A 26,096-nucleotide genomic window follows, 5' to 3' on the forward strand; every position below is an offset into this window, starting at 1 on the left:
CTTTCGGCGGGCGGGCGCATGGCTTAACTGACGCTCTGGTCCGTATTGATCCGAGTGGAGCGAAAATTGGCTGGCGATCCCTATCAGGAACTGGGCGTTTCCAAGGGCGCGAGCGCGGACGAGATCAAGAAGGCGTTCCGCAAGCTGGCCAAGGAACTGCACCCCGACAAGAACCCCGGCGACAAGGCCGCCGAGGAACGGTTCAAACGCATCACCGCCGCCTTCGACCTGTTGGGCGACGCCGAGAAGCGAGCGAAGTATGATCGCGGCGAGATCGACGCCGACGGACGCGAGCAGTTTCGCGGCTTCGGCGGCGGGGCGCAGGGCGGACGGCCGGGCGGCGGCGGTTTCGGGGGCTTCGGCTTCGGCGGGCGCGGCGAGGGCGGCCCCGGCGGCCGGGCCAGCTTCGACGACATCGATCTGGAAGAGATTTTCGGCGCTTTCGGCGGCGGCGGGCGTGGGGCCGGGCGTGGGTTCGGCGGCGGGCGCGGCCAGGACGTGCGCGCCACCCTGGACATCAGCCTTGAAGACGCCATCGCCGGGACGACGCGGCGCATCCAGTTCTCGGACGGGCGGATGCTGGATGTGGCCATTCCCAAGGGCGCTTCCGAAGGTCAGGTGATCCGGTTGAAGGGGCAGGGCGCGCCGGGGCGGGGCGGTCAGGCGGGCGACGCCCTGATCGAACTGCGCATCCAGCCGCATCCGGTGTTCAAGCGCGACGGCGCCGATCTGACGATGGATCTGGCGGTGTCGGTTCCAGACGCGGTGCTGGGCGGCAAGATCCAGGTGCCGACGCCCGAGGGCGCGGTGATGATGACCATCCCCAAGGGCTCGAACTCGGGCAAGGTGCTGCGGCTGAAGGGGCGCGGCGCCTATGCGAACGGCAAGCGCGGCGATCTGCTGGCCAAGCTGGTGGTGACGCTGCCCGAGACGCCGGACGACGAACTGGTCCGGTTTGCGACCGAATGGCGTGAACGCCGGCCCTATAAGCCCAGCCGTTGATGGCCTAAGGGCCTAGCTTCCTTCTTCTCCTCCCCGAGACTGTAGAGACCGTCATGACGCCCAAGCCTGCCGCCAAGCCCGCTCGCCCCTGGTTCTCGGCCGGGCCGACGGCCAAGCGTCCGGGCTGGTCGTTGGCGGGGCTGCCGACCAATCTGATGGGCCGGGGCATCCGCGCGCCGGAGGTGGCCGAGCGGTTTGCGCATGGGCTGAAGCTGACGCGCGAAGTGCTGAGCCCGCCGGACGACTATGTCATGCTCTACACGCCCGGTTCGGACACCGGGGCGGTCGAGGCGGCGCTGTGGTGCATGCTGGGCGAGCGCCCGGTGCAGGTGATCGCCTATGAGAATTTCGGCCTGACCTGGCTGGCGGACGTGAAGACGCATCTGGGGCTGGAGCCCGAAGCCCTGACGGCGCCGTGGGGCGAGTTGCCGGACCTGTCGAAGGTCGATCCGAAGAAGGACGTGGTGTTTCCGTGGAACGGCACGACCTCGGGCGTGCGCGTGCCGGACGGCGACTGGATCGCTGACGACCGCGAGGGGCTGACCATCTGCGACGCGACCTCGGCGGCGTTTGCGATGGACCTGCCGTGGGACAAGCTGGATGTGACGACCTTCAGCTTCCAGAAGGCGCTGGGCGGCGAGGCGGGCATCGGGGTGATGGTGTTGTCGCCGCGGGCGGTGGCGCGGCTGGACAGCTATCGGCCGGATCGGGCGGTGCCGAAGGTGCTGCGCATCGCCGACAAGAAGGGGTTCGACCGGACGCTGGCGGACGGGGTGGTGATGAATACCTTCTCGGTCCTGACCATCGAGGACTGGATCGACGCCCTGGACTGGGCGAAGGCCGAAGGTGGCCTGCCCGCCCTAATCGCGCGCACGAACGCCAACTATGCGGCCCTGGCCGAATGGGTGGAGCGGACGGAGTGGATCGCCTTCCTGCCCAACCGGCCGGACATTCGCTCGACCACTTCGGTCTGTCTGAAGTTCGTCGATCCGCGCGTGACGGCGCTGGACGAGGCGGGGCAGAGGGCCTTTGTGACGCGGTTCAAGGCTCTGCTGGAAGGCGAGGGGGCGGTCTATGACATGGAGCCGCACCGCAACGCCCCGCCGGGCCTGCGCCTGTGGTGCGGCTGTACGGTCGAGACGGCGGATGTCGTGGCCGCGACGCCGTGGCTGGAATGGGCGTTTCAGACGGCGGTGTGTGAGCTGGCCGGATAAATCTGCACCTTCGGGGCGACTCCGGACGATTCAGGGGTTATAGGCTCCCACCGCATTCTGGATTGCGGAGAAACGGTCTTGGCTAACGTCGCGGTGGTCGGCGCCCAATGGGGCGACGAGGGCAAGGGCAAGATTGTCGACTGGTTGTCGAACCGGGCCGACATGGTCGTGCGGTTCCAGGGCGGCCATAACGCCGGGCATACGCTGGTCGTCGACGGCAAGGTCTACAAGCTGGCGCTGCTGCCCTCGGGCGTGGTGCAGGGCAAGCCCTCGATCATCGGCAACGGCGTGGTCGTCGATCCCTGGCACCTGGTCGGCGAGATCGAGAAGATCCAGGCCCAGGGCGTGGCCATCACCCCCGACATCCTGACCATCGCCGACAACGCCTGCCTGATCCTGCCGATCCACCCGGCGCTGGACGTGGCGCGCGAGGCCGCCGCCAGCGCGCCGGGCGCCAAGATCGGCACGACCGGCCGCGGCATCGGCCCGGCCTATGAGGACAAGGTCGGCCGCCGCGCCATCCGCGTCTGCGACCTGGCCAATGAAGACGACCTGAAGATCAAGATCGACCGCCTGCGCTCGCACCACGATCCGCTGCGTGCGGGTCTGGGGCTGGAGCCGATCGACCCGGCGGCGCTGCTGGCGCAACTGCTGGAGATCGCGCCGAAGATCCTGCCCTACGTCAAGCCGGCGTGGCGCATGCTGGATCAGGCCCAGAAGGCGGGCAAGCGGGTGCTGTTCGAGGGTGCGCAGGGCGCCTTCCTGGACGTGGATCACGGCACCTATCCCTATGTGACCAGCTCCAACACCATCGCCGGACAGGCGGCGGCGGGGTCGGGCGTGGGCCCGCGCGGCGTCGGCTATGTGCTGGGCATCGTGAAGGCCTATACGACCCGCGTCGGCGAAGGCCCCTTCGCCTGCGAACTGAACGACGAGGTCGGCGAGCATCTGGCCGTGGTCGGTCGCGAGGTCGGCGTGAACACCGGCCGGGCGCGGCGTTGCGGCTGGTTCGACGCGGTGCTGGTGCGCCAGTCGGTGGCGATCAACGGCATCGACGGCATCGCCCTGACCAAGCTGGACGTGCTGGACGGGTTGAAGACGCTGAAGATCTGCGTCGGCTATCGCATCAACGGCGAGGTGCTGGATTATCTGCCGTCCAGCCTGAAGGATCAGGCCTCGGCTGAGCCGGTGTTCGAGGAGCTGGAAGGCTGGAACGAGAGCACGGCTGGCGTCCGCAGCTTTAAGGATCTGAACGCCCATGCGCTGAAGTATGTGCGGCGGATCGAGGAGCTGATCGGCGCGCCGGTGGCCCTGCTGTCGACCAGCCCCGAGCGCGACGACACCATTCTGATGCGCGATCCGTTCCAAGGCTAAGTTTACATTTTTGGGTCGAGGCAACATCGCCTTAACCCGTGGGGCATAGGGTCGGGCTCTGGAATGGAGCTCGCCCCGTGTTCGCCCTAGACGCCAAAACGATACAGAGGATCGCGCCGGTGGTTCGGCGCGTGCTGATCGTTGATCCCAATCCCGCCGCCGCGCGCCTGCTGATGGACCTGTTGAAGGGGTTCGGATCGCGCGAGATCGTGGTCGAGGGCGACGAGGCGCGGGTGCTGGAGCTGGCGCGCGAGATGGAGCCGGGCCTGATCTGCACCGAGCGGGCGGGTCCGAAGCTGGACGGGGAGGCCCTGGTGCGGCGCATCCGTCGCTCCAGCCTGTCGTGCCGACGCGCGCCGATCATCATGGTGACGGCCGAGGCGACCGCCAGCGCCATCAAGGGCGCGCGGGATTCCGGCGTGCACGAGTTCCTGAGAAAACCTTTCACCAGCGGCGATCTGCAACGTCGGATCGAGAACCTGGCGACCAAGCCGCGCGACTGGGTCGAGGCGGTGGGCTATGTCGGCCCGGACCGGCGGCGCTTCAACTCGGACGACTACGCCGGACCGCAGAAGCGCAAGGCGGACAAGCCGCGTTCCGGCGCCGAGGCCGCGGTGGCCGTCAAGGATCAGGCGATGCGGATCCTGTTCTCGGCCCTGACGCAGTTCGACAGCGATCCGATGCAGGCCGTGCGAGCCATTAAGCAGCAGGCCGAGACGTTGAAGGCGCTGGCCATCAAGACCGGCGACGCGCCGCTGGCGATCGCCGCGGCGGGGCTGGATACGGTGCTGGCCGCCGGGGCGCCGACGAAAGCCGCGCTGACGGCGCCGGTTCAGGCGGTGCTGAAGCTGGCGCCGCCCGAGACCCTGGCGCGGGCGGGGTAGTGAGCCGCGGTCGACGTCAGGCGTCGACCAGGTTCCGTTCTTCGGCCGCAGCGCGCATGGCCTTCTGCAGTTTTTCGAAGGCGCGTACCTCGATCTGACGCACGCGCTCACGGCTGACGCCGTACTGGCCGGCGAGCTCTTCCAGCGTGACCGGGTCGTCCTTGAGGCGACGTTCGGTCAGGATGTGCTTCTCGCGGTCGGTCAGTTCCTCCATGGCCTCTTGCAGCAGGCTCATGCGGATCGACTTTTCCTCGTCTTCGGCGAGTTGGGTCTCCTGGCTGACGGCGTTGTCGTCGGCCAGCCAGTCCTGCCACTCGCTTTCGCCGTCCGCGCGCAGCGGGGCGTTCAGCGAGGCGTCGCCGCCGAGACGGCGGTTCATGTTGGTGACTTCTTCTTCCGACACGCCCAGCTTGGTGGCGATGGCCGCCAGGTGTTCCGGGTGCAGGTCGCCTTCCTCGAAGGCCGAGATCTGGCTCTTGGCCTTGCGCAGGTTGAAGAAGAGCTTCTTCTGCGCCGCCGTGGTGCCCATCTTCACGAGGGACCAGGAGCGCAGGATGTATTCCTGGATCGAGGCGCGGATCCACCACATGGCGTAGGTCGCCAGGCGGAAGCCCTTGTCGGGATCGAATTTCTTGACGGCCTGCATCAGGCCGACGTTGCCCTCGGAGATCACCTCGCCGATCGGCAGGCCGTAGCCGCGATAACCCATGGCGATCTTGGCCACGAGGCGCAGGTGAGAGGTCACGAGACGGTGGGCGGCCTCAGGATCCTGGTGTTCGCTCCACCGCTTGGCGAGCATGAACTCCTCATCCTTGGTCAGCATCGGAAACTTACGGATTTCCGTGAGATAACGGGACAGTCCCTGTTCAGGCGACATCACCGTCAGCGTGGTATTGGCCATGTGGTCCCTCCGACCGAATGCTAGAGCAGGCGCCGCGGCTTTGACCACATGACGTGCATCATCACCTCGCCCCTCAACTGATAAGATGGGAATCCGTTGCCCGGAGCGAAAGGGGCGGATTGTCTCAATTCGGCGGCGACCGCGCTGGTCGTCCGTCGTGGCGATTATCTAGCACAGATGTTGTTGCTAATAAAGCGGACAGTTTGGCGCAGACGCGACGGCGCGCCAAAGCGTCAGAGTTCGCTGAGCAGGGCTTCCAGCCGCAGCATGTCCTCGGGCGGGGCGGTTTCGAAGCGGAGGGCTTCGCCGGTGACGGGGTGGATGAAGCCGAGGACGGCGGCGTGCAGGGCCTGGCGTTTCAAGTCGGACGCCTCGACGGCGGCGCGGACGGCAGCCGCCGGACTGCCTGAGCCGTAGACGGGGTCGCCGAGCAGGGGCGCGCCCTTGGACGCCATGTGGACGCGGATCTGGTGGGTGCGGCCGGTGTGCAGGGTGCAGGCGACGCGAGCGGCTAGCGGGGCGGTCGAGGCCTTGGCCGGGCGGCCGAAGGTCTGCTGAACCACATAGTCGGTGATCGCCTCGCGTCCGCCGGAGCGCAGCACGGCCATCTTCTTGCGGTCGCCGCTGGAACGGCCGATCTGGGTCTGGATGCGACCCTTTTCGGGCGAGGGCGCGCCGCGCGTGAGGGCCACATAGGTGCGCTCGATGTCGTGGGCGGCGAACAGGGCGGACAGCCCTGCGTGGGCGCGGTCGGACTTGGCGGCGACCATGACGCCCGAGGTGTCCTTGTCGAGGCGGTGGACGATGCCGGGGCGGGCCACGCCGCCGATGCCGGACAGACTGTCGCCGCAGTGGGCCAGCAGGGCGTTGACCAGGGTGCCGGTCTCGCAGCCGGGGGCCGGATGGGCGGCCATGCCGGGCGCCTTGTCGATGACGATCAGATCGGCGTCCTCGAACAGCACCGTCAGGGGGATGGCTTCGGGCTGGGGCGTCGCCGGGGCGACGGGCGGCAAGGCGACGGCGTAGAGTCCTGCCTGCGCCTTGGCCGACCCGCTTGAGACGACCTGGCCGTCGCGAGTGACGGCGCCTTCGGCCAGCAGGGCCTGGAGTCGGGCGCGGGACAGGGTTGGGAAGGCCTCGGCGAGGGCCTTGTCCAGACGCACGCCGGGCGCGTCGATGCGCGCGTTGAGCAATTCGGGCGCTTCGTCGTCTTCCGACAGTAAAGGTTCATCAGCCATGGTGTGAAATAGCATGGCTTGCGTGAAGAGGCGTCATCGGACCTCGAGCGCGGCTGTTGTGGAGAGGCCTAAATGAAGTTGCTGACCGTCGCCGTCGTTGCGGCATCCAGCGTCGTCCTGTTGTCGGGCTGCGCCACGATGAGCGAGGGCCAGTGCCTGGTCGGCGACTGGGGCGGACAGGGCTATCGCGATGGGGCCGAAGGGCATCCATCCAGCCGTCTGCATGACCACGCCAAGGCCTGCGCCAAGCATGGCGTGACCCCGAACATGAGCGCCTATATGGCGGCGCGCGAGGATGGGCTGCGGACCTATTGCACCTGGGAGAACGGCTTCCGCGCCGGGCGTGCGGGCGGCACCTATCAGGGCGTCTGTTCCCCGGCGGAAGAACGAGCCTTCGTGCCCGCGCATCGCGACGGACGGCAGTTGTATGAGGTCGAGCAGGCGGTCTCTTCGGCCGAAAGCGCGCTGAACTCGGCGATCCGTCGCATCGAAAGCCGTGAGGACAAGCTGGACGCCAAGCGGCGTGAACTGCGTCAGGAAGGCCTGACCTCCGAAGAGCGCCAGCGTATCCGCAACCGCATTCGCGAGGTCGAGGGCGAACTGGACGACGCGCATCGCTCCGCGCGCCGGGCCGAGGACGACCTGCGCTACGCTGAGGTCGAACTGCGGACTGTGCGCCGTATGCTCGATGGCCGTTACGGGGTCTGGTGAACATGAAAACGCCCGCCTCCGGTCGATGGAGGCGGGCGTTTCAATCTGATGGTGATGCGACCGGCGATCAGCCGATGCGCGGGTCCAGTTCGCCGCCGGCGTAGCGCTTGGCCATCTGAGCCGTGGACAGGGGCTTGATCTTGGAGGCCTGACCTTCGCAGCCGAACTGCAGATAGCGCTCCTGGCACAGCTTGCGCATGGCTTCCTTGGCGGGCTTCAGATAGGCGCGGGGATCGAACTCGCCCGGCTTCTCGGTCAGCAGCTTGCGGATGGCGCCGGTCATGGCCATGCGGTTGTCGGTGTCGATGTTGACCTTGCGCACGCCGTTCTTGATGCCGCGCTGGATCTCTTCGACCGGCACGCCCCAGGTCTGGGGCATCTGGCCGCCATAGGCGTTGATGATGTCCTGCAGGTCCTGCGGCACCGAGGACGAGCCGTGCATCACCAGGTGGGTGTTCGGCAGGCGGCGGTGGATCTCCTCGATCACGTTCATGGCCAGGACTTCGCCGTCCGGCTTGCGCGTGAACTTATAGGCGCCGTGCGAGGTGCCCATGGCGATGGCCAGGGCGTCGACCTTGGTGGCCTTGACGAAGTCAACGGCCTGATCCGGGTCGGTCAGCAGGGCCGAGTGGTCCAGCTTGCCTTCGAAGCCGTGGCCGTCTTCGGCCTCGCCCATGCCGGTTTCCAGCGAGCCCAGCACGCCCAGTTCGCCCTCGACCGAGACGCCGCAGCTGTGGGCCATCTCGGTGACGCGGCGCGTCACTTCGACGTTGTACTCGTAGGAGGCGGGGGTCTTGGCGTCTTCTTCCAGCGAGCCGTCCATCATCACCGAGGTGAAGCCGTACTGGATGGCGGTGGCGCAGGTCGCCGGGCCGTTGCCGTGGTCCTGGTGCATACAGACCGGGATGTGCGGATACAGTTCGGCCAGGGCGTCGATCAGCTTGGCCAGGACGACGTCGTTGGCGTAGGAGCGGGCGCCGCGCGAGGCCTGGATGATGACCGGCGCGTTGACGGCGTCGGCGGCCTCCATGATGGCCAGGCCCTGCTCCATGTTGTTGATGTTATAGGCGGGCAGGCCGTAGTCGTGCTCCGCCGCGTGGTCGAGCAGTTGTCGCAGCGTGATGCGCGCCATGGGTAGTCTCCTGAACCAGATATGATTTTGCCCGAGGTCTTAGCTGGTCGGGCGGGGGAAGTCACGCCGATGTGACAGGGCGCAAGCGTGGTGGACTTTGGACGCGCAGCCTCTAAGTGGACGCGACGCCTCGGGCGTGTCTGACCAAGGAGCGGCGATGAGCCAGAACGACGATGCGCTGGATGAAGACGGCGGCGGTTTCGACGTCGACGACTGGTCGCGGCTGACGCCTTTCAACGGGGCTGTGGCGACGCTGGACGACGTTCAGGCGGGCAAGGCGGTCTTTGCTCTGGGCGACACCGAGGATGCGCGCGTCATCGACATGGAGCTGCCCCAGACGGTCATCTGGTGGGAAGACGACGGCGAGCAGGCGGCTGTGATCGTTCAGGCCGAGGCCCATGTCGGGCCTGACGGCGAACTGATGCAGGTGCTGGGGCTGATTCTGCCCGACGGCGGCGGGGCGGTGGCCCTGCTGGATGACGTCGATCTGGTGGACGACACCGATCCGACGTGGCGCGATCTGGTCGCGCGCGCCGTCGACATGGACGGCGAAGACTAAAGCTTCAGGCATCAGAGGCGAGGGCCGCGAACAGCCCTCGCCTTGACGTTTTTTAGGCGGCGCGCAGGGCCTCGACGCCCGGCAGAACCTTGCCCTCCATCCATTCCAGGAAGGCGCCGCCCGCAGTGGAGACGAAGGTCATGTCGTCGGCCGTGCCCGCGTGGTTCAGGGCCGCGACCGTGTCGCCGCCGCCGGCCACGGCGACCAGCTTGCCCGACTTGGCCAGTTCAGCGGCGTGCTTGGCGGCTTCGACCGTGGCCTTGTCGAAGGGCGGAACCTCGAACACGCCCAGCGGACCGTTCCAGATCAGGGTCTTGGACAGGTCCATGGCGCGGTTCAGACGGGCGACCGTCTCAGGCCCAGCGTCCAGGATCAGGTCGTCGGCGGCGATGCGATCCAGAGCGCGCACGCCCGACTCGATGCCCGGCTTGACGCCTTTGGCCACCACGACGTCGACCGGCAGCAGCAGTTCGCAGCCCTGACGGCGGGCTTCCTCGATGATCTCACGGGCGGTGTCGGCCAGATCCTTCTCGCACAGCGAACCGCCGACATCGACGCCCTGGGCGAACAGGAAGGTGTTGGCCATGCCGCCGCCGATGGCCAGGTAGTCCAGCTTGGCGACCAGGTTCTTCAGCAGGTCCAGCTTGGTCGAGACCTTGGCGCCGCCGACGATGCCGATGACCGGCTTCTGCGGCTTGCCGAGCGCCGCATCCAGCGCCTCAAGCTCGCGCGCCATGGCGCAACCGGCATAGGCGGGCAGCAGGCGGGCCAGGCCTTCGGTCGAGGCGTGGGCGCGGTGCGCGGCCGAGAAGGCGTCGTTGACGTAGAGGTCGCCCAGTTCCGCCAGTTGAGCGGCGAAGGCCGGGTCGTTCTTTTCCTCGCCCTTGTAGAAGCGGACGTTCTCCAGCAGCAGCACGCCGCCGGCGTCCAGGTCAGCCACGGCGGCCTTGGCCTCGTCGCCCACGCAGTCGTCGGCGAAGCGCACGGGGCCGTGCAACAGCAGCTCCAGCGGTTGAACGACAGGCTTCAGGCTCATCGACGGCACGCGCTCGCCCTTGGGCCGGTCGAAGTGGGCCAGCAGCACCACCTTGGCGCCCGCCTCGCGCAGGCGGTGGATAGTCGGCAGAGCGGCCTTGAGACGGGTGTCGTCGGTGACGTTCCCGTCCTCCATCGGCACGTTGAAGTCCACGCGGACCAGGGCGGCCTTGCCCGAAAGGTCGGAAACGTCGTCGAGGGTGCGGAAGGTCATGATGGCGTATCTCTGTTCTTCCTTCTCCCCTCGTGGGAGAAGGTGGCTCGCAGAGCGAGCCGGATGAGGGGGCGTTGAACCAGACGCAGCGACTGAGAGCGACGATGACGCCCGCCGAGGCGGCGATGTGGCGCATCCTGCGCGGTCGAGGGTTTGAGGCGCACAAGTTCCGGCGACAGACCCGCATCGGGCGCTGGATCGCTGACTTCTGCTGCTATGAACTCAGGTTGGTGATCGAACTGGACGGCGGCGTGCATAGAGTGCGCATAGCCGAGGACGCTGCGCGCGATGCGGACCTTGAGCGGCGAGGCTTTACCGTCCTGCGCTTCGGCAATGAGGCCGTGCTGACGAATCCGAATCTGGTTCTGGATGCAGTCAGGCATCATGCGGCGCGTCAGCCCCCTCATCCGTCAGGCTCCGCCTGACACCTTCTCCCACAAGGGGAGAAGGGTCGAGAGCGGTGGTTTCAGATTACAGGAACTTCGCCATCACCAGGGCGGTGTCGGCCATGCGGGTCGCGAAGCCCCACTCGTTGTCGTACCAGGTCAGGACGCGGGCCAGCTTGCCGTCGACGACCTGCGTTTGCGGCAGGGCGGCGGTCGAGGAGGCGGCGACGTGGTTCAGGTCGACCGAGACCAGCGGGTCGGTAGTCGTGGCCAGGACGCCGCTCATCGGGCCGTTCGCGGCGGCCAGCAGGGCGGCGTTGATTTCCTCGACGGTGACTTCACGACCGGCGACGACCTTCAGGTCGACGACCGAGACGTTCGGGGTCGGGACGCGGATCGACGAGCCGTCCAGCTTGCCCTTCAGTTCCGGCAGGACCAGGCCCAGGGCCTTGGCGGCGCCGGTCGAGGTCGGGATCATGCTCAGGGCGGCGGCGCGGCCGCGGTACAGATCCTTGTGCATCGTATCCAGCGTCGGCTGGTCGCCGGTGTAGGCGTGGATGGTGGTCATGTAGCCACGCTCGATGCCGAACAGGTCGTGCAGCACCTTGGCCACCGGGGCCAGGGCGTTGGTCGTGCACGAGCCGTTGGAGACGACGATGTCGTCGGCCGTCAGCGTCTCATGGTTGACCTTGAAGACGATGGTCTTGTCGGCGTTGTCGGCCGGGGCCGAGACCAGCACGCGCTTGGCGCCCGCCTTCAGGTGGGCCGAGGCCTTGTCCTTCGACGTGAAGATGCCCGTGCATTCCAGGGCGATGTCGACCTTCAACTCGGCGTGCGGCAGGTTGGCGGGGTCGCGCTCGGCCGTGACCTTGATCTTGCCCGTGCCGACGTCGATCCAGTCCTCGCCGGTCGTGACCGTGCCGGGGAAGCGGCCGTGCACCGAGTCATAGCGGAACAGGTGGGCGTTGGTCTCGACCGGACCCAGGTCGTTGATCGCCACGACCTCGATGTCCTTGCGGCCGTGCTCGACGATCGAGCGGAGGACGAGGCGGCCGATGCGGCCGAAGCCGTTGATGGCGACGCGAACGGTCATGGGGAGCAGTCTCCTGAACAGGGGCGATTATGATGGGCGCCTTAGTGGGACGGAGCGCGCGCGGTTGCAACCCCGTCGCCGTAACAAGGTATGATCGGGTGTAACCGTTCGGGGACGGCGCCGCTGTGCCTTCTGCCTTTCATAGCCGTCATCCTCGGGCTTGACCCGAGGATCGAGGGCCGCGACGCGCTCGCCCTGCGCCGTTGTGCAGATGGACCACCCGATCCTCGGGTCAAGCCCGAGGATGACGGCGTGGGAGGGGCCGGCGCCCTCAGCAGCAGCGGAAGCCGCCGCCTTCGCCGAACCGCCGCGCCTCATGCAGGCGGAAGAAGGCGGTGCGGTCCAGCGGTTCCTGATCCGGGTGGGTGACGGCGGCATGGGCGACATAGGCGTCATAATCCGGCTGGCCGATCATCAGCCCGGCGGTGCGGCGGGCGTCCTTGCCCCACCGCACCAGCGTGTCCCGGCAGGCGCAGAGCAAGTCTGCGCCGCCGGTCGTCGCCGAGGATGAAGAGGGCCTAGGCACGGGCGATGTCCATGGCTTCGTCGGCCAGGGTCAACTCGTGCGCGGCCGGGGTCTCGACCACGGTCGGCTGGTCGGACTTCAGCGCCTTGAGGCAGGCCCCGACGCCATAGACCACGACTGTCAGCACCACGAACAGGAAGCCCGCCGTCAGCGCCGAGTTGACGTAGTCGTTGACGATGACCCGGTGCATGTCGCCGATGGTCTTGGCCGGGGCCAGGATGTCGCCGGCGGCCATGGCGTCCTGATACTTCCGCGCGTGGGCCAGGAAGCCGATCTTCACGTCGGGGTGGAACAGCTTCTGCAGCCCCGCCGTGACGGTGCAGATCAGCAGCCAGACCGCCGGAACCGCCGTGGCCCAGGCGAACCTGTGCCGCTTCATCTTGAACAGGACGACCGTGCCCAGGATCAGGGCGACCGCCGCCAGCATCTGGTTGGCGATGCCGAACAGGGGCCACAGGCTGTTGATCCCGCCCAGAGGGTCGACCACGCCGGTATAGAGGAAATAGCCCCACAGCCCGACCGTCAGGGCCGTGGCCACGACGTTGCCGGTCCACGACTGGGTCTGGCGCATCTTGGGCACGGCCATGCCCAGCAGATCCTGGATCATGAAGCGGCAGACGCGGGTGCCCGCATCGACCGTGGTCAGGATGAACAGGGCCTCGAACAGGATGGCGAAGTGATACCAGAAGGCCATCATGGCCTTGCCGCCGATGACGCCCGACAGGATGTGCGCCATGCCGACCGCCAGGGTCGGGGCGCCGCCCGCGCGCGACAGGATGGAGTGCTCGCCGACGTCCTTGGCCAGCTGCTCCAGCTCGGCCGGGGTGATGTGGAAGCCCCACTGGGCCACGGCGGCGGCGGCCGAGGCCGCGTTGTCGCCGATGACGGCGACCGGGCTGTTCATGGCGAAATAGACAGCCGGGTCCAGCACGGTGGCGGCGATCAGGGCCATGATCGCTACGAAGCTTTCACACAACATGGCGCCGTAGCCGATCAGCGGGATCTGGTTCTCGTTCTCCAGCAGCTTGGGCGTGGTGCCGGACGAGATCAGGGCGTGGAAGCCCGACACAGCCCCGCAGGCGATGGTGATGAACAGGAAGGGGAACAGGGCGCCCGAGAAGACCGGCCCGGTGCCGTCGATGAAGGGGGTGATGGCGGGCATCTGAATGTGCGGGCGCACGATCAATATGCCGACGGCCAGGGCGACGATGGCGCCGATCTTCAGGAAGGTGGACAGGTAGTCGCGCGGGGCCAGCAGCAGCCACACCGGAATGACCGAGGCGATGAAGCCATAGGCCATCATGGCGATGGCCAGCGTTGTGCCCGACAGGGTGAAGGCCGGACCCCAGAAGGGATCAGCCGCAATATGGCCGCCGCCGATGATGGCCAGGACCAGCAGCACCACGCCGATGACCGACACCTCGCCCACGCGGCCGGGCCGCAGAAAGCGGGTGTACAGACCCATGAAGACGGCGATGGGAATGGTGGCGGCGACGGTGAATGTGCCCCAGGGGCTCTCGGCCAGGGCCTTGACCACCACCAGGGCCAGCACCGCCAGGATGATGACCATGATCATCAGCACCCCGACCTGGGCGATGACGCCGGGGATCGGCCCCATCTCGGTGCGGACCATGTCGCCCAGCGAGCGGCCGTCGCGCCGGGTCGACATGAACAGGACGATCATGTCCTGCACCGCCCCCGCCAGCACGGCGCCAACCAGAATCCACAGCACGCCGGGCAGATAGCCCATCTGCGCGGCCAGCACTGGCCCGACCAGAGGCCCCGCGCCTGCGATGGCCGCGAAATGGTGGCCGAACAGGACGTTACGGGGCGTCGGGACGTAATCCAGCCCGTCGTTATGCCGCACGGCGGGCGTGGGCCTGCGGGCGTTCAGCCCCAGCACCTTCCCGGCCAGATAGCGGGCGTAGAAGCGGTAGGCGATGGCGTAGACGCACAACGCCGCGACCACGATCCATACGGCGCTGATGCTTTCGCCCTGATGCAGGGCGATGACGGCGAGGGACACGGCCCCCAATATGGCGATGGCGCCGAAAATCAGCGCCGTCTTGAGCTTGCCCATGGCGAACGGTCCTCCGGGTCGACTGGATGCGACCTTTCGCCTTTTTTGGACCCTAATCGCGCCCGGCGCCAATCGACAAAAGTCGAAGAAGCTTGGCCAGTCCTTCTCCCCTTGTGGGAGAAGGTGGGCGCCGAAGGCGCTCGGATGAGGGGTGTGAGCGCGACGGTGGATGTCAGGTGCAGGCGTTGAGCGATCTTTCAGGAAAAGGCGCGCAAGCACCCCTCATCCGTCAGGCTCCGCCTGCCACCTTCTCCCACAAGGGGAGAAGGGAGCTTAAGGTTTCTCCACCCGCACCTTGCCCGCCGCTTCGGTCGCGCGTTGGCGAGCCTCGTCCGTGTGCGCGCCGCGCGCCAGCGCCACGCCCATGCGGCGACGCTCATAGGCTTCAGGCTTGCCGAACAGGCGCAGGTCGGCGGTCGGGACCGACAGGGCCTCGGCCACGCCCTCGAACGCCACGCACTCGGCCTCCATGCCGCCGTAGATGACGGCGCTGGCGCCCGGTTCGCGTAAGGAAACGTCCACGGGCAGGCCCAGGATGGCGCGGGCGTGAAGCGCGAACTCGCTCATGACCTGCGTCGCCAGCGTCACCAGTCCGGTGTCATGCGGGCGCGGCGACACTTCCGAGAACCAGACCTCGTCGTCCTTCACGAACAGTTCGACGCCGAACACGCCGAGGCCGCCCAAGGCGTCCGTGACCTTGCCCGCAATGTCCTGCGCCGCTTTCAGCGCGGCCTCGCTCATGATCTGCGGCTGCCAGCTCTCGACATAGTCGCCTTTCTGCTGGCGATGGCCGATGGGGGCGCAGAAGTCCGTACGGACCACGCCGTCGCGCAACGACCGCACCGTCAGCAGGGTGATCTCATAGTCGAAGTCGATCCTGCCCTCGACGATGACGACGCCGCCCGCGACCCGCCCCGACGCTTCGGCATAGGCCCAGGCGTCGGCCACGCCCTCAGGCCCCTCGACATAGGACTGGCCCTTGCCCGAGGACGACATCACCGGCTTGACGAAACAGGGGAAGCGCACGGCCTCGGCCCCCGCCGCCAGTTCCTCGGCCGAGGCGGCGAAGGCGTAGGGGCTGGTCGGCAGGCCCAGCTCTTCGGCGGCCAGACGGCGGATGCCCTCGCGGTTCATGGTCAGCTGGGTGGCTCGGGCCGTGGGGATGACGCGGGCCAGCCCGGCCGCCTCGATCGCCGCCAGGGCGTCGGTGGCGATGGCCTCGATTTCCGGCACGATGATGTGCGGGGCCTCGGCCATGATGATCCCGTTCAGCACCTGAGGGTCGGTCATGGGGATGACGTGGCTGCGGTGCGCCACGTGCATGGCGGGGGCGTTGGCGTAGCGATCGACCGCGATCACCTCGGCGCCGAGGCGTTGCAGCTCGATGGCCACCTCCTTGCCGAGCTCGCCCGAGCCCAGCAGCATGACGCGCGTGGCGTGGTCGGTAAGCGGCGTGCCGATCTTCATGGCGTCAGGTTCCGTTAGCAGGTTCGATCAGATCCCAGGCGTTGCCGTAGAGGTCTTCGAAGACCACCACCTTGCCATAGGCTTCATGACGGGGCGTTTCGCGAAAGACGACGCCGGCCTCCAGCCAGGCGGCGTGATCGCGCATCAGGTCGTCGGTGTAGAGAAACAGCCAGACGCGGCCGCCCGCCTGATCGCCGACACAAGCGACCTGTTCCGGCGTCGCGGCGCGAGCCAGCAACAGGGAGGTCTGGCCGCCTTTCGGCGTGACGCGGACCCAGCGTTTGCCGCCGCCCATGTCGGTGTCTTCGCTGAGGTCGAAGCCCAGCTTGCCGACGTAGAAGGCGATGGCCTCGTCATAGTCGCGGACCAGCAGGCTGACGGCGCCCAGATGGCTCATTGTGCCGGGACCGCATAGAGGCGGCGGAAGGCGTCCAGCGCGGCGCCGTGATAGATGGTGGCGTGGCTCTCGTTCGGGCGCGGGGTGAAGTCCCAGGTGACGCCGGGCAGGGCGTGATCGCGCAGGTTGGTGGTCAGCACGTCCATCGGCGCCTGCATCATCTCGCCCTCGTCGCCCAGCGTCAGGAGCAGGGTGCGCGGGTCGTTGGAGTGGTCGCGCAGATGCGCCCCCGACTGCCGCGCCAGCTTGCCGCCGTCCCACCACAGGCTGGGGCTGACGGCGACATAGGCGTCGAACATCTGCGGTTCCTTCAGGAAGGTCTCGACCACGAACAGGCCCGCCAGGGACTCGCCCATCAGGGCCGTCTCGCCGCTGGTGCGATAACGGACTTCGATGAAGGGCATGGCCTCTTCGGCGATGAAGCGGCGGAAGCGGTCGGACTGCCCCTGCGTCGGATAGCGGGCGATCAGTTCGGCGTCGTCGGTCGGCAGGGCCAGCTCGTTGCGGCGGTCCATCGAGGCGATGCCCACGACGATGACGTCGCGCGTCGTGCCGACAATGGTTCCCAGTTGGGCGATGCCCGAGATGTGGTGAAAGTCCTGATCCTGTCCGCCGTCGAGGACGTAGAGGACGGGATAGGTCTGATTGCTTTGCGCGTAGCCGGGCGGCAGCCAGACGTTGATCTCGCGCGTCTGGTTCATGCCGGCGGAGGGCAGGGCGTAGGACTGGCCGATGACAACGGGCGTCTCGACCGCCATGGGGGCGGTTGTCTCGGCGAAGGCAGGCGCGCCGCCCGCCATCGACAAGCCGAAGCTCAGGACGAGGGCGAGGCGGCGCATGGCGTTTACAGCCGTGCCTTGGCGGCTTCGACCACGGCCTCGGCGGTGATGCCGAACTCGCGGTAGAGGACTTCGGCCGGGGCCGAGGCGCCGAAGGACGACATGCCGACGAAGCCGCCGTCCTCGCCGATGAAGCGTTCCCAGCCCTGCTTGATGGCGGCCTCGACGGCGACGCGGACGGTGCCGCGGCCGATGACGGCGTCCTGATAGGCCTTGGGCTGCTGCTCGAACAGGGCGAAGCAGGGGACCGACACCACGCGGGTCGGCGTGCCTTCGGCCTCCAGCGTCTCGGCGGCCTTCAGGGCCAGGGCGACCTCGGTGCCGGTGCCGAACAGGGTGACTTTCGCTGCGCCGTTGGCGGCCTTCAGCTCATAGGCGCCCTTGCGGGACAGGTTCTCGCCCGCGTCGGTCACGCGCACGGCCGGGGTCTTCTGGCGCGACAGGCACATGGCGGTCGGCGTGGTCTTGTGCTGCAGGGCGACCTGCCAGCACTCCAGCGCCTCGACCGTGTCGGCGGGGCGCATGGTCAGCAGGTTGGGGATGGCGCGCAGGGCCGCCAGATGCTCGACCGGCTGGTGCGTCGGACCGTCTTCGCCCAGGCCGATGCTGTCGTGCGTCAGGACGTGGATCGCGCGCACGCCCATCAGGGCGCCCAGACGGATCGCCGGACGGCTGTAGTCCGCAAACGCCATGAAGGTGCCGCCGTAGGGGATGACCCCGCCGTGCAGCGCCAGACCGTTCATCGCCGCGGCCATACCGAACTCGCGGATGCCGTAGTTCAGATAGCGACCGGCATAGTCCGGCGCGTCCATGATCTGGGTGTTCTTGACGAAGGTGTTGTTCGAGCCGGTCAGGTCGGCCGAGCCGCCGACCATTTCCGGGATGGCGTTGAACACCGTCTCCAGCGCCTCTCCCGAGGACTGGCGCGTGGCCAGGGCGGGCTTGTCGACGACCAGTTGCTTCAGCTTGGCGTCCAGCGCTTCAAAGGCGCCGGTGGGCAGGTCGCCGGCCATGGCGCGGGTGAAGTCGTCGCGTTGGGCGTGGTTCAGCAGACGGCCTTCCCAGGCCTTGCGGGCCTTGCCGCCCTGCTTGCCGACCTTGGCCCAGGCCTTCCGCACGCCTTCCGGCAGCTCGAACGGCGCGAAGGGCCAGTTCAGCGCCTGACGGGTCGCCGCGATCTCGGTGGCGCCCAGGGCGGCGCCGTGGGTCTTGTGGCTGCCTTCCATGGTGGCGGCGCCCTTGCCGATCTTGGTCTTGCAGGCGATCAGCGTCGGCTTGTCCTGCTTGGTCGCCCAGGCCAGGGCCTTCTGGATCTGCTTGTAGTCGTGGCCGTCGATGGCCTTGACCGCCCAGCCGGAGGCCTTGAAGCGTGTCAGCTGGTCGGTGGCGTCCGACAGCGACACCTTGCCGTCGATGGTGATCTCGTTGTCATCCCACAGGACGCACAGCTTGTTCAGCTTCAGGCGGCCGGCCAGGGCGATGGCCTCCTGCGACACGCCTTCCATCAGGCAACCGTCGCCGGCGACGACCCAGGTGCGGTGATCGACCAGATCCTTGCCGAAGCGAGCGGCCAGATGGCGCTCAGCCAGGGCGAAGCCGACCGAGGTGGCCAGACCCTGACCCAGCGGGCCGGTGGTCGTCTCGATGCCGGCCATGTGGCCGTATTCGGGGTGGCCGGCGGTCTTGAAGCCCCACTGGCGGAAGTTTTCCAGCTGTTCCCGCGTCGCGTCCTTGTAGCCCGTCAGGTGCAGCAGGCTGTAGATCAGCATCGACCCGTGACCGGCCGACAGAATGAAGCGGTCGCGGTCGGCCCAGTCGGGACGGCCAGCGTCAAACTTCAGGAATTTCGAATAGAGGACGGTGGCGACGTCGGCCATGCCCATCGGCATGCCGGGGTGGCCGCTCTTGGCCTTTTCGACCGCATCCATGGACAGCACCCGGATGGCGTCGGCCATCTGCTTGGGCGAAGGCTTGGCGAATGCAGCTTGGGCGTCGGTCACGGCGAGACCTTTCCTCAGGAACAGGATAAAGCGGGGGCGGCGCCGCTTTACCCCGGCGCGCCGGCAGGTTCTACACGGAATCTGGAAGAAAGGACCATCATGGACGCCGTTACGGCTGCAAAGGCGCGGATCGATCGGGCGTTAGCCGATCTGGAGCGCAAGGTGCTGGAGCTGAAGGCGAGGCCCGCCTCGGCGCCGCCCATCGCGGACGACGACCTGTTCGCGCCGCGCCCCTCGAACGCGGCCGACCTGGCCCGCATCGCCGAACTGGAGACGGCTGGGCAGGAAACCGCCCAGGCCCTGGCCCGCGCGGCCGACGCCGTGCGCGAGGTGCTGGCGCAGCAGCAGGCTCAAACCGAGCAGGAGGCGAACTGATGGCGACGGTGACGGTAGAGGTCCACGGCCGCCCCTATGCGGTGGGCTGCGCCGACGGTCAGGAGGCGCGGGTGCGCGATCTGGCGTCCCAGTTCAACGAGCGGGTGCAGGGCGTGGCCGATCAGGTCGGCCAGGTCGGCGACGTGCGCCTGTTCCTGATGGCCGCCCTGATGCTGGCCGATGAGCTTGGAGAAGCGAAGCGCCAGGCGGCGGTCCAGAACTCGGGCCGCGCCAAGGCGGCGACGGCGGCCGTCACGACGCCCGCTCCCGCCAGCGACGGCGTGGCCGAGGCACTGAACGCCGTGGCCGCCCGCATCGAGAAGATCGTCCAGACGATGTAGGGCGTCGCCTCTACAAACCGCATTCGGACACCGACATGCTCCAAGACTTCGGAACGGACATATGGATTGCCGATGGCCCGGTGGTGGTCGGTGGCGGGGGATTTCGCTACCCGACCCGGATGGCGGTGATGCGGCTGGCGGATGGGGAGCTGGTTATTTGGTCGCCAGTATCGCTGAGCCTGGAATTGCGTCAGGCGGTCGGCCGACTTGGACCGGTCGGGTTCATCATTCCGCCCAACGCCCTCCACCACAGCTTTGTCGGGGAATGGCAGGAGGCCTATCCGCACGCCAAAACTCTGGCGCCGCCCACATTGGCGGAAAAACGTACCGATCTGAGGTTCGATGGGGCGTTGGCGGCGACAGCGCCGAGCAGCTGGGAGGGGCAGATCGACCTAATCATCTTCGAGAACGCCATCGCCAGCGAGGCCGTCCTGTTTCATCACTCGAGCGGCACGGCCATTTTCACCGATCTGCTGCAGAACCTGCCGGAGGACTGGTATCATGGCTGGCGGGCGCTGGTGGCTCGCCTCGACCTGATGACGGGGCCGGTTGCGGAAGTTCCGCGCAAATTCCGACTGGCCACAACGGACCGCAACGCGGCTCGTGCGAGCCTTGCGAAAGTGCTCGAGTGGCCGACCGAACGTATCCTGATGGCGCATGGCCGACCCATCCTGACGGACGCGCGTCAGCATCTGCGACGGGCATTTTCCTGGCTGACCCGTTAGGCGGGTTCGATAGGTAAAGCAGGGGTTCGCGTTTTCGTGGGAATAAGCTGGTGTCGCGTCGCCTCCCACCCGACTTCGTCCTGACGGGCTCAACCACCCTCCCCTTGAAGGGGAGGGAGAAACGCGCGCTTCGCCATTGTTGAAACTCGTCCGAACGCCTATCTTGCGCGACGGCGGGTCATGCTGCGGCTCACGTCGAAGACAACATATCCTTCTGACCTTAATTCACTCATAGGGATCTGTCCCTGTCCGGGCTCGAGGGCCTGGGCATACGGAGCCCACCTGGCTACCCAGGTCGAGAGGATTTAAACGTTCTTCACGGCTCACGCGGCGCCGCCAACCCTTCTTCTTTAGTGCGCTATCGCTCGCCGCGCGGCGGCGCGCTGCTTGAGCGCGTCTGGGTGCGCTATCGCTGCGGCCCGCAGGGCCTCGGTGCTTGAGCGCGCTTTCCGACTTTCCATCTGCTCCGTCATCCTCGGGCTTGACCCGAGGATCGAGTTGGGCGACGCGCTCGGCCTGTCGGTGGAATTTGGCGAAGGGCCGAGCGGCGATGACCCCCAAGCACGAACTCCGGGCCGCCATGCGCGCCTTGCGAAAGCGTCTGACCGAGGCCGATCCCGAAGCCGCCGAGCGCGCGGCGGGCCATGCCGACGCCTTGCCCAGCGGCGCCATCGTCGCCCTGTATCGCGCCATGGGGTCGGAGCTGGACACTGACGTCCTGGCCAATGTCCTGCACCAGGCGGGACGTCGTCTGTGCCTGCCGGTGGTGCTGGAGCGCGACGCGGCCATGATCTTCCGCGCCTGGGCGCCGGGCGAGCCGCTGGAGCTGGACGCCGCCGGATGCCCCGCGCCCCTGCCTCTGGGCGAGGTGGTGCGGCCGGACCTGATCCTGACGCCCCTGCTGGCCTTCGACGCTCACGGCGGGCGGCTGGGGCAGGGCGGCGGCTACTATGACCGGACCTTCGCGGCGCTGCCCGACGCGCATCGGGTCGGCTTCGCCTATGCCGGGCAGGCGGTTGATCGCCTCGCTCTGGAGCCGCACGACATCCGCCTGCATGGCGTTTTGACCGAGACCGGCTATAGAGCCTTCCCATGAGATTGGCGTTTTTCGGTGACGTGGTCGGCAAGTCCGGGCGCGATGGACTTTCGGATCATCTTCCGGGGCTGAGGCGCGACCTCAGGCTCGACTTCGTGGTGGTCAACGCCGAGAACGCGGCGGGCGGTTTCGGCATCACCGAGAACACCGCCAACGACATCTTCAACGCCGGGGCCGACGTCCTGACGCTGGGCAACCACAGCTGGGACCAGCGCGAGGCCCTGACCTATATCGTGCGCGAACCGCGCCTGATCCGCCCCGCCAACTATCCGCGCCTGATGGATGCGCCGGGGCGCGGCGCCGACGTCTTCGTCACGCCGGACGGCCGTCGGGTGCTGGTCATCAACGTGCTGGGCCGCGTCCACATGGACCCGATGGACGACCCCTTCAGCGCGGTGGAGCGCGAGTTGGAGGCCGCGCCTCTGGGCGTCGTCGCCGACGCCGTCATCGTCGACATGCACGCCGAGGCCACCAGCGAAAAGATGGGCATGGGCCACTTCTGCGACGGCCGCGCCAGCCTGGTGGTCGGCACCCACACCCACGTCCCGACGGCGGACGCGCAGATCCTGCCCCACGGCACGGCCTATCAGACCGACGCCGGCGGCTGCTGCGACTACGACTCCGTCATCGGCAACGACAAGGAAGAGCCGCTGCGGCGCTTCACCACCCGTCTGTCGGGCGGGCGCTACACCCCCGCCAGCGGCCCGGCCACCATCTGCGGCGTCTTCGTCGAGACCGACGACCGCACCGGCCTGGCCAAACGCGTCGAGCCGATCCGCGTCGGAGGCCGTCTCAGCCAGGCGATCCCGCAGGTCTGACGGTTACGAGCGCTTGGTCTGAACCAGGCGTTCGCGCAGGTCGTGCAACTGGGCGGCGCGGTGGTCGGCCGTGTGGGTCTCGCTCACATAGGCTTGCGCCGCGCGAGTCAGCCTGAGGCGACGCGCGGGATTGGCGATCAGGTCGTCGATCGCACGGCTCAGGCCGCTGGACGTCAGATCATCGACATAGACGGCGTGCGGCCCGCTGGCCTCGCGCAGGCCGCCGCGTCCCGATGAGATCAGCGCCGCGCCCGCCGCATGGGCCTCCAGCGCCGTCAGGCCCAGAGGCTCGGCCCAGACCGAGGGCGTCAGGGCGATCGCCGCGCGCTGCATCTCGGCGCGCACCTGCGCCAGCGGCGCCGACTTCAACACCCGGACCCGGTCGCTGAACCGCTCCAGCGGCGCCACATGGGGCGCGGCCCAGTCCGCATGACGGTCCCAGTCGTTCAGCATCAGCACGGCGCGCCAGTCGGGATGGCGCGCCAACACGGCGGGCAGGGCGGCGCAGATCAGGTCCACGCCTTTTTCCGGCATGGCGCGCCCGGCGAAGGCGATCAGCGGCTCGCGCTCCTCGACCGGCGCGCGCCACAGGTCCACGTCGATGGGGTTGGGCACGGCGAAGGCCTTGGCCTGTAGTCGAGGAAAGTCCTTCAGGAAGTCCATCCGCGCCGCCTCGCTGACGAAGATCAACCCGTCCATGCGGTCATAGCGCCGCTCATAGCGCCAGCGGTCGATCAGGTGGCGCGGCGGCTTCACCGCATTGTGGCGATACAGGGTGATGGCCGCATTCGGGAAATGCGGGGCCAGGGCGACGGCCTGCTGCGTCTGCTGGTGGAACTCGATGACGTCGGGGCGATAGTCGGCCAGCGCCTGACGCAGGGTCTTCAGCCGGTTCACGGCGGGCAGGGTCTGCACCGGCAGGTCGCCGTGATCCTGGGCGTCTTCGCAGCAGAAGACGCGGACCTCGCCCTTGTCCGCCCGCGCCAGGGTGCGCGCCACCGTCTCCATCGAGTTCGGCCGGTGCAGGTCGAAGCGCGCGCCGACAGGCATGACGACGGCGGTTCTCATGACCTTGCGTGTCTCCGGTTAGTTGGAAGCTCTGGCGGCGGCGCGGGCTTCCAGCATGCGCAGGCTGGCTTCTTCAGCCTTCAGGTCTTCGGTCAGCTGGGCTTTCAGCGCAGGGTCGGCGATGGCGGCCAACGCCGTGCGCGTCTCCTGCACCGCCTGACGACGGGCGGCGATCAGGCGCGATAGTTCGTCCGGCTCATGCAGAGCCGGGCCGGAGGCGGTCGGGCGACGGATCGCCTGGAGCTCTTCTTCCTCGGTGGTCTTCAGCGCGGCGGCCTGACGGGCGGCGGCCGCGTCGCGCAGGGCGTGCTGGACGGGATCGCCGCCCTCGAACTCGCAGGCCGAGAGCAAGGCGGCGCCCGCGACGACGAGGATGAGGGCGGCGCCGCGCATCAGCCTTCGATCCAGTTCGGCATCCAGCCTTCGTGGAACTCGCGCACATGGGCGACGGGGATGCGGAACAGCTCGCCCTTCGGACCCGAGGAGGCGAAGTCCGTTCCCTTGACCTGACCCACGACCGAGGCGTGCAGCCCCGCGTCCTTGGCCTTGGCGATCAGGGCGTCGGCGTCCGCCACGGCGACCAGATAACGGGCCTGATCCTCGCCGAACAGGAAGGCGTGGGCGTGGGCATGGCTGGAGGCGTTCAGCTCGATCCCGACGTCCGAGGCCAGGGCGATGTCCGCCGCCGCGCCGATCAGGCCGCCGTCAGACAGATCGTGGACCAGGGTCAGTTCGCCCGCCTCGATCAGGCCGCGCACGAAGTCGCCGGTCTTGCGTTCCAGCTTCAGGTCGACCGGCGGCGGGGCGCCGTCCTCGCGGCCCAGAACTTCGCGCAGATAGATGGAAGCGCCCAGTTCGCCGTGCGTCTGGCCGATCAGCACCAACTGGTCGCCCTCGGCCGCGCCGCCGAAGCCGGTGGTCACGTCATAGTTGTTCAGCAGGCCCACGGCGCCGACGGTCGGCGTCGGCGGAATGGCGACGCCGTTGGTCTCGTTATACAGGCTGACGTTGCCGCTCACGACCGGGAAGTCCAGCTCGCGGCAGGCCTCGGCCATGCCGTCGGTGGCGCGCACGATCTGGCCCATGATCTCGGGCCGCTGCGGGTTGCCGAAGTTCAGGTTGTCGGTGATGGCGATCGGACGCGAGCCCACGGCCGTCAGGTTGCGCCAGGCCTCGGCCACGGCCTGCTTGCCGCCTTCATAGGGGTCGGCCTGGACATAGCGCGGGGTGCAGTCGCTGGTGACGGCCAGACCCTTTTCCGTGCCATGGACGCGGATCACGCCCGCATCGGCGCCGGTCGAGCTGTCCTGCAGCGTGTCGGCCATGACGTGGCGGTCGTACTGTTCCCAGATCCAGCGCTTGGACGCCATGTCGGGGCAGGCGACGACCTTCAGCACGGCGTCGTTCCAGCTGTCCGGGGCCGGGACTTCCGCCGGATCGAGGCGCGGTTGCAGCTCGGGCTGGACCCACGGGCGGTCGTACAGGGGCGCATCGTCGAACAGCGGGGCCAGCGGCACGTCGCAGACCACGTCGCCGTGATGCTTCAGCACCAGATGGCCGGTGTTGGTGGTCTTGCCGATGACGGCGAAGTCCAGACCCCACTTCTGGAAGATGCGATAGCCGACGTCCTCGAAGCCGGGCTTCAGGACGGCCAGCATCCGCTCCTGGCTTTCCGACAGCATCATCTCATAGGCGGTCATGCCGGTTTCGCGCTGGGGCACCTTGTCGAGGTCCAGTTCGACGCCGACGCCGCCCTTGCCCGCCATCTCGACGGACGAAGAGGTCAGGCCCGCCGCGCCCATGTCCTGAATGGCGGCCACGGCGCCCGAGGCCATCAGCTCCAGCGTGGCTTCGATCAGCAGCTTTTCGGCGAAGGGGTCGCCGACCTGAACCGTGGGGCGCTTGGCGTCCGACTCGTCGTCAAACTCGGCCGAGGACATGGTGGCGCCGTGGATGCCGTCGCGGCCGGTCTTGGAGCCGAAATAGACCACGTCGTGGCCCGCTTCCGGCGCGGCCGAATAATAGATCTCGTCAGCGCGAGCCAGGCCGACGCACATGGCGTTGACCAGGATGTTGCCGTTGTAGCCCTTGTGGAAGTTCGTCTCGCCCGAGACGGTCGGCACGCCGACGCAGTTGCCGTAGCCGCCGATGCCGCTGACCACGCCCTTGACCAGACGCTTGGACTTCTCATGCGACGGATCGCCGAAGCGCAGGGCGTTCAGCAGGGCCACCGGGCGCGCGCCCATGGTGAAGACGTCGCGCATGATGCCGCCCACACCCGTCGCCGCGCCCTGATAGGGCTCGATGTAGGAGGGGTGGTTGTGGCTCTCCATCTTGAAGATGCAGGCGTCGCCGTCGTCGATGTCGATCACGCCCGCGTTCTCGCCGGGGCCGCAGATGACGCGCTCGCCCGTGACCGGGAACTTCATCAGCTGCTTCTTGGACGACTTGTAGGAGCAGTGCTCGGACCACATGACCGAGAAGACGCCCAACTCGACCTGGTTGGGCTCGCGGCCCAGCCGGTCCAGCAGGACTTGATATTCATTGGGGGCGAGGCCGTACTCTTCGGCCAGCTGGGCGATGGTCTTTTGGGGCGCGCTCATGGGCGGGCCTTCTAGCCG

Annotated in this window: 26 protein-coding genes and 1 other RNA gene; 13 read left to right on the top strand and 14 right to left on the bottom strand. The window is 67.8% G+C overall.

The genetic code is table 11. The features are described 5' to 3' along the window. The first annotated feature begins 66 nt into the window (after positions 1–66). From AC3A3G_RS08380 to AC3A3G_RS08395, 4 genes are all read left to right on the top strand, one after another. Positions 67–1,002 (top strand): DnaJ C-terminal domain-containing protein, encoded by a 936-nt coding sequence (locus AC3A3G_RS08380; protein WP_487487954.1) that lies wholly within the window; start codon positions 67–69, stop codon positions 1,000–1,002. Positions 1,003–1,055: 53 nt separating this feature from the next. Then, positions 1,056–2,216: a phosphoserine transaminase gene (locus AC3A3G_RS08385; protein ID WP_487487955.1), complete on the top strand. Its 1,161-nt coding sequence runs from the start codon at positions 1,056–1,058 to the stop codon at positions 2,214–2,216. A 78-nt stretch (positions 2,217–2,294) separates the two neighbouring features. Next, positions 2,295–3,590: an adenylosuccinate synthase gene (locus AC3A3G_RS08390; RefSeq protein WP_487487956.1), complete on the top strand. Its 1,296-nt coding sequence runs from the start codon at positions 2,295–2,297 to the stop codon at positions 3,588–3,590. A 77-nt stretch (positions 3,591–3,667) separates the two neighbouring features. Next, the gene (locus AC3A3G_RS08395) at positions 3,668–4,474 is read left to right on the top strand and encodes a response regulator (protein ID WP_487487957.1); all 807 of its coding nucleotides are present in this window, start codon (positions 3,668–3,670) and stop codon (positions 4,472–4,474) included. Between the two features lie 16 nt (positions 4,475–4,490). Here AC3A3G_RS08395 and rpoH read toward each other — a convergent pair whose 3' ends face one another. Continuing rightward, on the bottom strand, positions 4,491–5,375 hold the full coding sequence (gene rpoH / locus AC3A3G_RS08400) for an RNA polymerase sigma factor RpoH (protein ID WP_200168593.1): 885 nt from the start codon (positions 5,373–5,375) through the stop codon (positions 4,491–4,493). A 233-nt stretch (positions 5,376–5,608) separates the two neighbouring features. After that, positions 5,609–6,613 carry an RluA family pseudouridine synthase gene (locus AC3A3G_RS08405; RefSeq protein ID WP_487487958.1) on the bottom strand — a complete coding sequence of 335 codons (1,005 nt, stop codon included), beginning with the start codon at positions 6,611–6,613 and terminating at the stop codon, positions 5,609–5,611. Between the two features lie 72 nt (positions 6,614–6,685). Between AC3A3G_RS08405 and AC3A3G_RS08410 the strand changes: the two genes are divergently transcribed. Then, positions 6,686–7,324: a DUF2799 domain-containing protein gene (locus AC3A3G_RS08410; protein WP_088410131.1), complete on the top strand. Its 639-nt coding sequence runs from the start codon at positions 6,686–6,688 to the stop codon at positions 7,322–7,324. 67 nt (positions 7,325–7,391) lie between these two features. On the opposite strand, the gene fba is transcribed toward AC3A3G_RS08410, so the two are convergent. Then, positions 7,392–8,456, bottom strand: a complete 1,065-nt coding sequence (fba, locus tag AC3A3G_RS08415) for a class II fructose-bisphosphate aldolase (protein WP_487487959.1) — start codon at positions 8,454–8,456, stop codon at positions 7,392–7,394. A gap of 157 nt (positions 8,457–8,613) precedes the next feature. Between fba and AC3A3G_RS08420 the strand changes: the two genes are divergently transcribed. Continuing rightward, complete coding sequence (locus AC3A3G_RS08420; protein ID WP_487487960.1) at positions 8,614–9,015, top strand: hypothetical protein; 402 nt, start codon at positions 8,614–8,616, stop codon at positions 9,013–9,015. A 52-nt stretch (positions 9,016–9,067) separates the two neighbouring features. Here the strand turns inward: AC3A3G_RS08420 and AC3A3G_RS08425 are convergent, their stop codons facing one another. Then, positions 9,068–10,264, bottom strand: coding sequence for a phosphoglycerate kinase (locus AC3A3G_RS08425; RefSeq protein ID WP_487487961.1), 1,197 nt, complete (start codon positions 10,262–10,264; stop codon positions 9,068–9,070). A gap of 74 nt (positions 10,265–10,338) precedes the next feature. Between AC3A3G_RS08425 and AC3A3G_RS08430 the strand changes: the two genes are divergently transcribed. Beyond that, complete coding sequence (locus tag AC3A3G_RS08430) at positions 10,339–10,689, top strand: endonuclease domain-containing protein (protein WP_368924544.1); 351 nt, start codon at positions 10,339–10,341, stop codon at positions 10,687–10,689. 46 nt (positions 10,690–10,735) lie between these two features. Here the strand turns inward: AC3A3G_RS08430 and gap are convergent, their stop codons facing one another. From gap to tkt, 7 genes are all read right to left on the bottom strand, one after another. Beyond that, entirely contained in the window at positions 10,736–11,743 is a 1,008-nt protein-coding gene (gene gap, locus AC3A3G_RS08435) for a type I glyceraldehyde-3-phosphate dehydrogenase (protein WP_003165800.1), read from the bottom strand. Between the two features lie 271 nt (positions 11,744–12,014). Beyond that, positions 12,015–12,269, bottom strand: a complete 255-nt coding sequence (locus AC3A3G_RS08440) for a YbdD/YjiX family protein (protein WP_368924542.1) — start codon at positions 12,267–12,269, stop codon at positions 12,015–12,017. Beyond that, the gene (locus AC3A3G_RS08445; protein ID WP_292057151.1) at positions 12,262–14,349 is read right to left on the bottom strand and encodes a carbon starvation CstA family protein; all 2,088 of its coding nucleotides are present in this window, start codon (positions 14,347–14,349) and stop codon (positions 12,262–12,264) included. Before AC3A3G_RS08445 ends, AC3A3G_RS08440 begins: the two co-directional genes overlap by 8 nt. 273 nt (positions 14,350–14,622) lie before the next feature. Beyond that, on the bottom strand, positions 14,623–15,816 hold the full coding sequence (gene purT / locus AC3A3G_RS08450) for a formate-dependent phosphoribosylglycinamide formyltransferase (RefSeq protein ID WP_487487962.1): 1,194 nt from the start codon (positions 15,814–15,816) through the stop codon (positions 14,623–14,625). A gap of 4 nt (positions 15,817–15,820) precedes the next feature. Further along, a complete protein-coding gene (locus tag AC3A3G_RS08455; protein ID WP_487487963.1) occupies positions 15,821–16,213 on the bottom strand; it encodes a VOC family protein in 393 nt (130 codons plus the stop codon). Beyond that, entirely contained in the window at positions 16,210–17,052 is an 843-nt protein-coding gene (locus AC3A3G_RS08460; protein ID WP_200168618.1) for an alpha/beta hydrolase, read from the bottom strand. Before AC3A3G_RS08460 ends, AC3A3G_RS08455 begins: the two co-directional genes overlap by 4 nt. Before the next feature lie 5 nt (positions 17,053–17,057). Then, positions 17,058–19,007: a transketolase gene (gene tkt / locus AC3A3G_RS08465; protein WP_487488043.1), complete on the bottom strand. Its 1,950-nt coding sequence runs from the start codon at positions 19,005–19,007 to the stop codon at positions 17,058–17,060. A gap of 144 nt (positions 19,008–19,151) precedes the next feature. Between tkt and AC3A3G_RS08470 the strand changes: the two genes are divergently transcribed. The 6 genes from AC3A3G_RS08470 to AC3A3G_RS08495 all read left to right on the top strand — a co-directional run bounded on the left by AC3A3G_RS08470 (position 19,152) and on the right by AC3A3G_RS08495 (position 22,407). Next, entirely contained in the window at positions 19,152–19,427 is a 276-nt protein-coding gene (locus AC3A3G_RS08470; RefSeq protein ID WP_125901739.1) for a hypothetical protein, read from the top strand. After that, the gene (locus AC3A3G_RS08475; RefSeq protein ID WP_487487964.1) at positions 19,427–19,768 is read left to right on the top strand and encodes a cell division protein ZapA; all 342 of its coding nucleotides are present in this window, start codon (positions 19,427–19,429) and stop codon (positions 19,766–19,768) included. The genes AC3A3G_RS08470 and AC3A3G_RS08475 overlap by 1 nt, the downstream gene beginning before the upstream one ends. A 35-nt stretch (positions 19,769–19,803) precedes the next feature. After that, on the top strand, positions 19,804–20,493 hold the full coding sequence (locus AC3A3G_RS08480; RefSeq protein ID WP_487487965.1) for a DUF4336 domain-containing protein: 690 nt from the start codon (positions 19,804–19,806) through the stop codon (positions 20,491–20,493). 177 nt (positions 20,494–20,670) lie between these two features. After that, positions 20,671–20,831: non-coding RNA, 6S RNA (ssrS, locus tag AC3A3G_RS08485), on the top strand. A gap of 212 nt (positions 20,832–21,043) precedes the next feature. Further along, a complete protein-coding gene (locus AC3A3G_RS08490; protein WP_200168633.1) occupies positions 21,044–21,589 on the top strand; it encodes a 5-formyltetrahydrofolate cyclo-ligase in 546 nt (181 codons plus the stop codon). Then, entirely contained in the window at positions 21,586–22,407 is an 822-nt protein-coding gene (locus tag AC3A3G_RS08495) for a TIGR00282 family metallophosphoesterase (protein WP_125901736.1), read from the top strand. Before AC3A3G_RS08490 ends, AC3A3G_RS08495 begins: the two co-directional genes overlap by 4 nt. Before the next feature lie 3 nt (positions 22,408–22,410). On the opposite strand, the gene AC3A3G_RS08500 is transcribed toward AC3A3G_RS08495, so the two are convergent. The 3 genes from AC3A3G_RS08500 to purL are packed head-to-tail and all read right to left on the bottom strand — an operon-like array spanning position 22,411 to position 26,078. Beyond that, the gene (locus AC3A3G_RS08500) at positions 22,411–23,475 is read right to left on the bottom strand and encodes a glycosyltransferase family 4 protein (protein WP_487487966.1); all 1,065 of its coding nucleotides are present in this window, start codon (positions 23,473–23,475) and stop codon (positions 22,411–22,413) included. 18 nt (positions 23,476–23,493) lie between these two features. Next, complete coding sequence (locus AC3A3G_RS08505) at positions 23,494–23,868, bottom strand: indole-3-glycerol-phosphate synthase (RefSeq protein ID WP_487487967.1); 375 nt, start codon at positions 23,866–23,868, stop codon at positions 23,494–23,496. Next, positions 23,868–26,078 (bottom strand): phosphoribosylformylglycinamidine synthase subunit PurL, encoded by a 2,211-nt coding sequence (gene purL, locus AC3A3G_RS08510; protein ID WP_487487968.1) that lies wholly within the window; start codon positions 26,076–26,078, stop codon positions 23,868–23,870. The genes AC3A3G_RS08505 and purL overlap by 1 nt, the downstream gene beginning before the upstream one ends. Between the last annotated feature and the right edge of the window lie 18 nt (positions 26,079–26,096).

The organism is Brevundimonas sp. Soil_N_31 (genome assembly GCF_057655995.1).

Coding starts and splice junctions, on each gene's coding strand:
- AC3A3G_RS08385 (WP_487487955.1), top strand. CDS start 1,056: ATGACGCCCAAGCCTGCCGCCAAGCCCGCTCGCCCCTGGTTCTCGGCC.
- rpoH (WP_200168593.1), bottom strand. CDS start 5,375: ATGGCCAATACCACGCTGACGGTGATGTCGCCTGAACAGGGACTGTCC.
- AC3A3G_RS08405 (WP_487487958.1), bottom strand. CDS start 6,613: ATGGCTGATGAACCTTTACTGTCGGAAGACGACGAAGCGCCCGAATTG.
- AC3A3G_RS08410 (WP_088410131.1), top strand. CDS start 6,686: ATGAAGTTGCTGACCGTCGCCGTCGTTGCGGCATCCAGCGTCGTCCTG.
- fba (WP_487487959.1), bottom strand. CDS start 8,456: ATGGCGCGCATCACGCTGCGACAACTGCTCGACCACGCGGCGGAGCAC.
- AC3A3G_RS08420 (WP_487487960.1), top strand. CDS start 8,614: ATGAGCCAGAACGACGATGCGCTGGATGAAGACGGCGGCGGTTTCGAC.
- AC3A3G_RS08425 (WP_487487961.1), bottom strand. CDS start 10,264: ATGACCTTCCGCACCCTCGACGACGTTTCCGACCTTTCGGGCAAGGCC.
- gap (WP_003165800.1), bottom strand. CDS start 11,743: ATGACCGTTCGCGTCGCCATCAACGGCTTCGGCCGCATCGGCCGCCTC.
- AC3A3G_RS08445 (WP_292057151.1), bottom strand. CDS start 14,349: ATGGGCAAGCTCAAGACGGCGCTGATTTTCGGCGCCATCGCCATATTG.
- purT (WP_487487962.1), bottom strand. CDS start 15,816: ATGAAGATCGGCACGCCGCTTACCGACCACGCCACGCGCGTCATGCTG.
- AC3A3G_RS08455 (WP_487487963.1), bottom strand. CDS start 16,213: ATGAGCCATCTGGGCGCCGTCAGCCTGCTGGTCCGCGACTATGACGAG.
- AC3A3G_RS08460 (WP_200168618.1), bottom strand. CDS start 17,052: ATGCGCCGCCTCGCCCTCGTCCTGAGCTTCGGCTTGTCGATGGCGGGC.
- tkt (WP_487488043.1), bottom strand. CDS start 19,007: ATGGCCGACGCCATCCGGGTGCTGTCCATGGATGCGGTCGAAAAGGCC.
- AC3A3G_RS08470 (WP_125901739.1), top strand. CDS start 19,152: ATGGACGCCGTTACGGCTGCAAAGGCGCGGATCGATCGGGCGTTAGCC.
- AC3A3G_RS08475 (WP_487487964.1), top strand. CDS start 19,427: ATGGCGACGGTGACGGTAGAGGTCCACGGCCGCCCCTATGCGGTGGGC.
- AC3A3G_RS08480 (WP_487487965.1), top strand. CDS start 19,804: ATGCTCCAAGACTTCGGAACGGACATATGGATTGCCGATGGCCCGGTG.
- AC3A3G_RS08490 (WP_200168633.1), top strand. CDS start 21,044: ATGACCCCCAAGCACGAACTCCGGGCCGCCATGCGCGCCTTGCGAAAG.
- AC3A3G_RS08495 (WP_125901736.1), top strand. CDS start 21,586: ATGAGATTGGCGTTTTTCGGTGACGTGGTCGGCAAGTCCGGGCGCGAT.
- AC3A3G_RS08500 (WP_487487966.1), bottom strand. CDS start 23,475: ATGAGAACCGCCGTCGTCATGCCTGTCGGCGCGCGCTTCGACCTGCAC.
- AC3A3G_RS08505 (WP_487487967.1), bottom strand. CDS start 23,868: ATGCGCGGCGCCGCCCTCATCCTCGTCGTCGCGGGCGCCGCCTTGCTC.
- purL (WP_487487968.1), bottom strand. CDS start 26,078: ATGAGCGCGCCCCAAAAGACCATCGCCCAGCTGGCCGAAGAGTACGGC.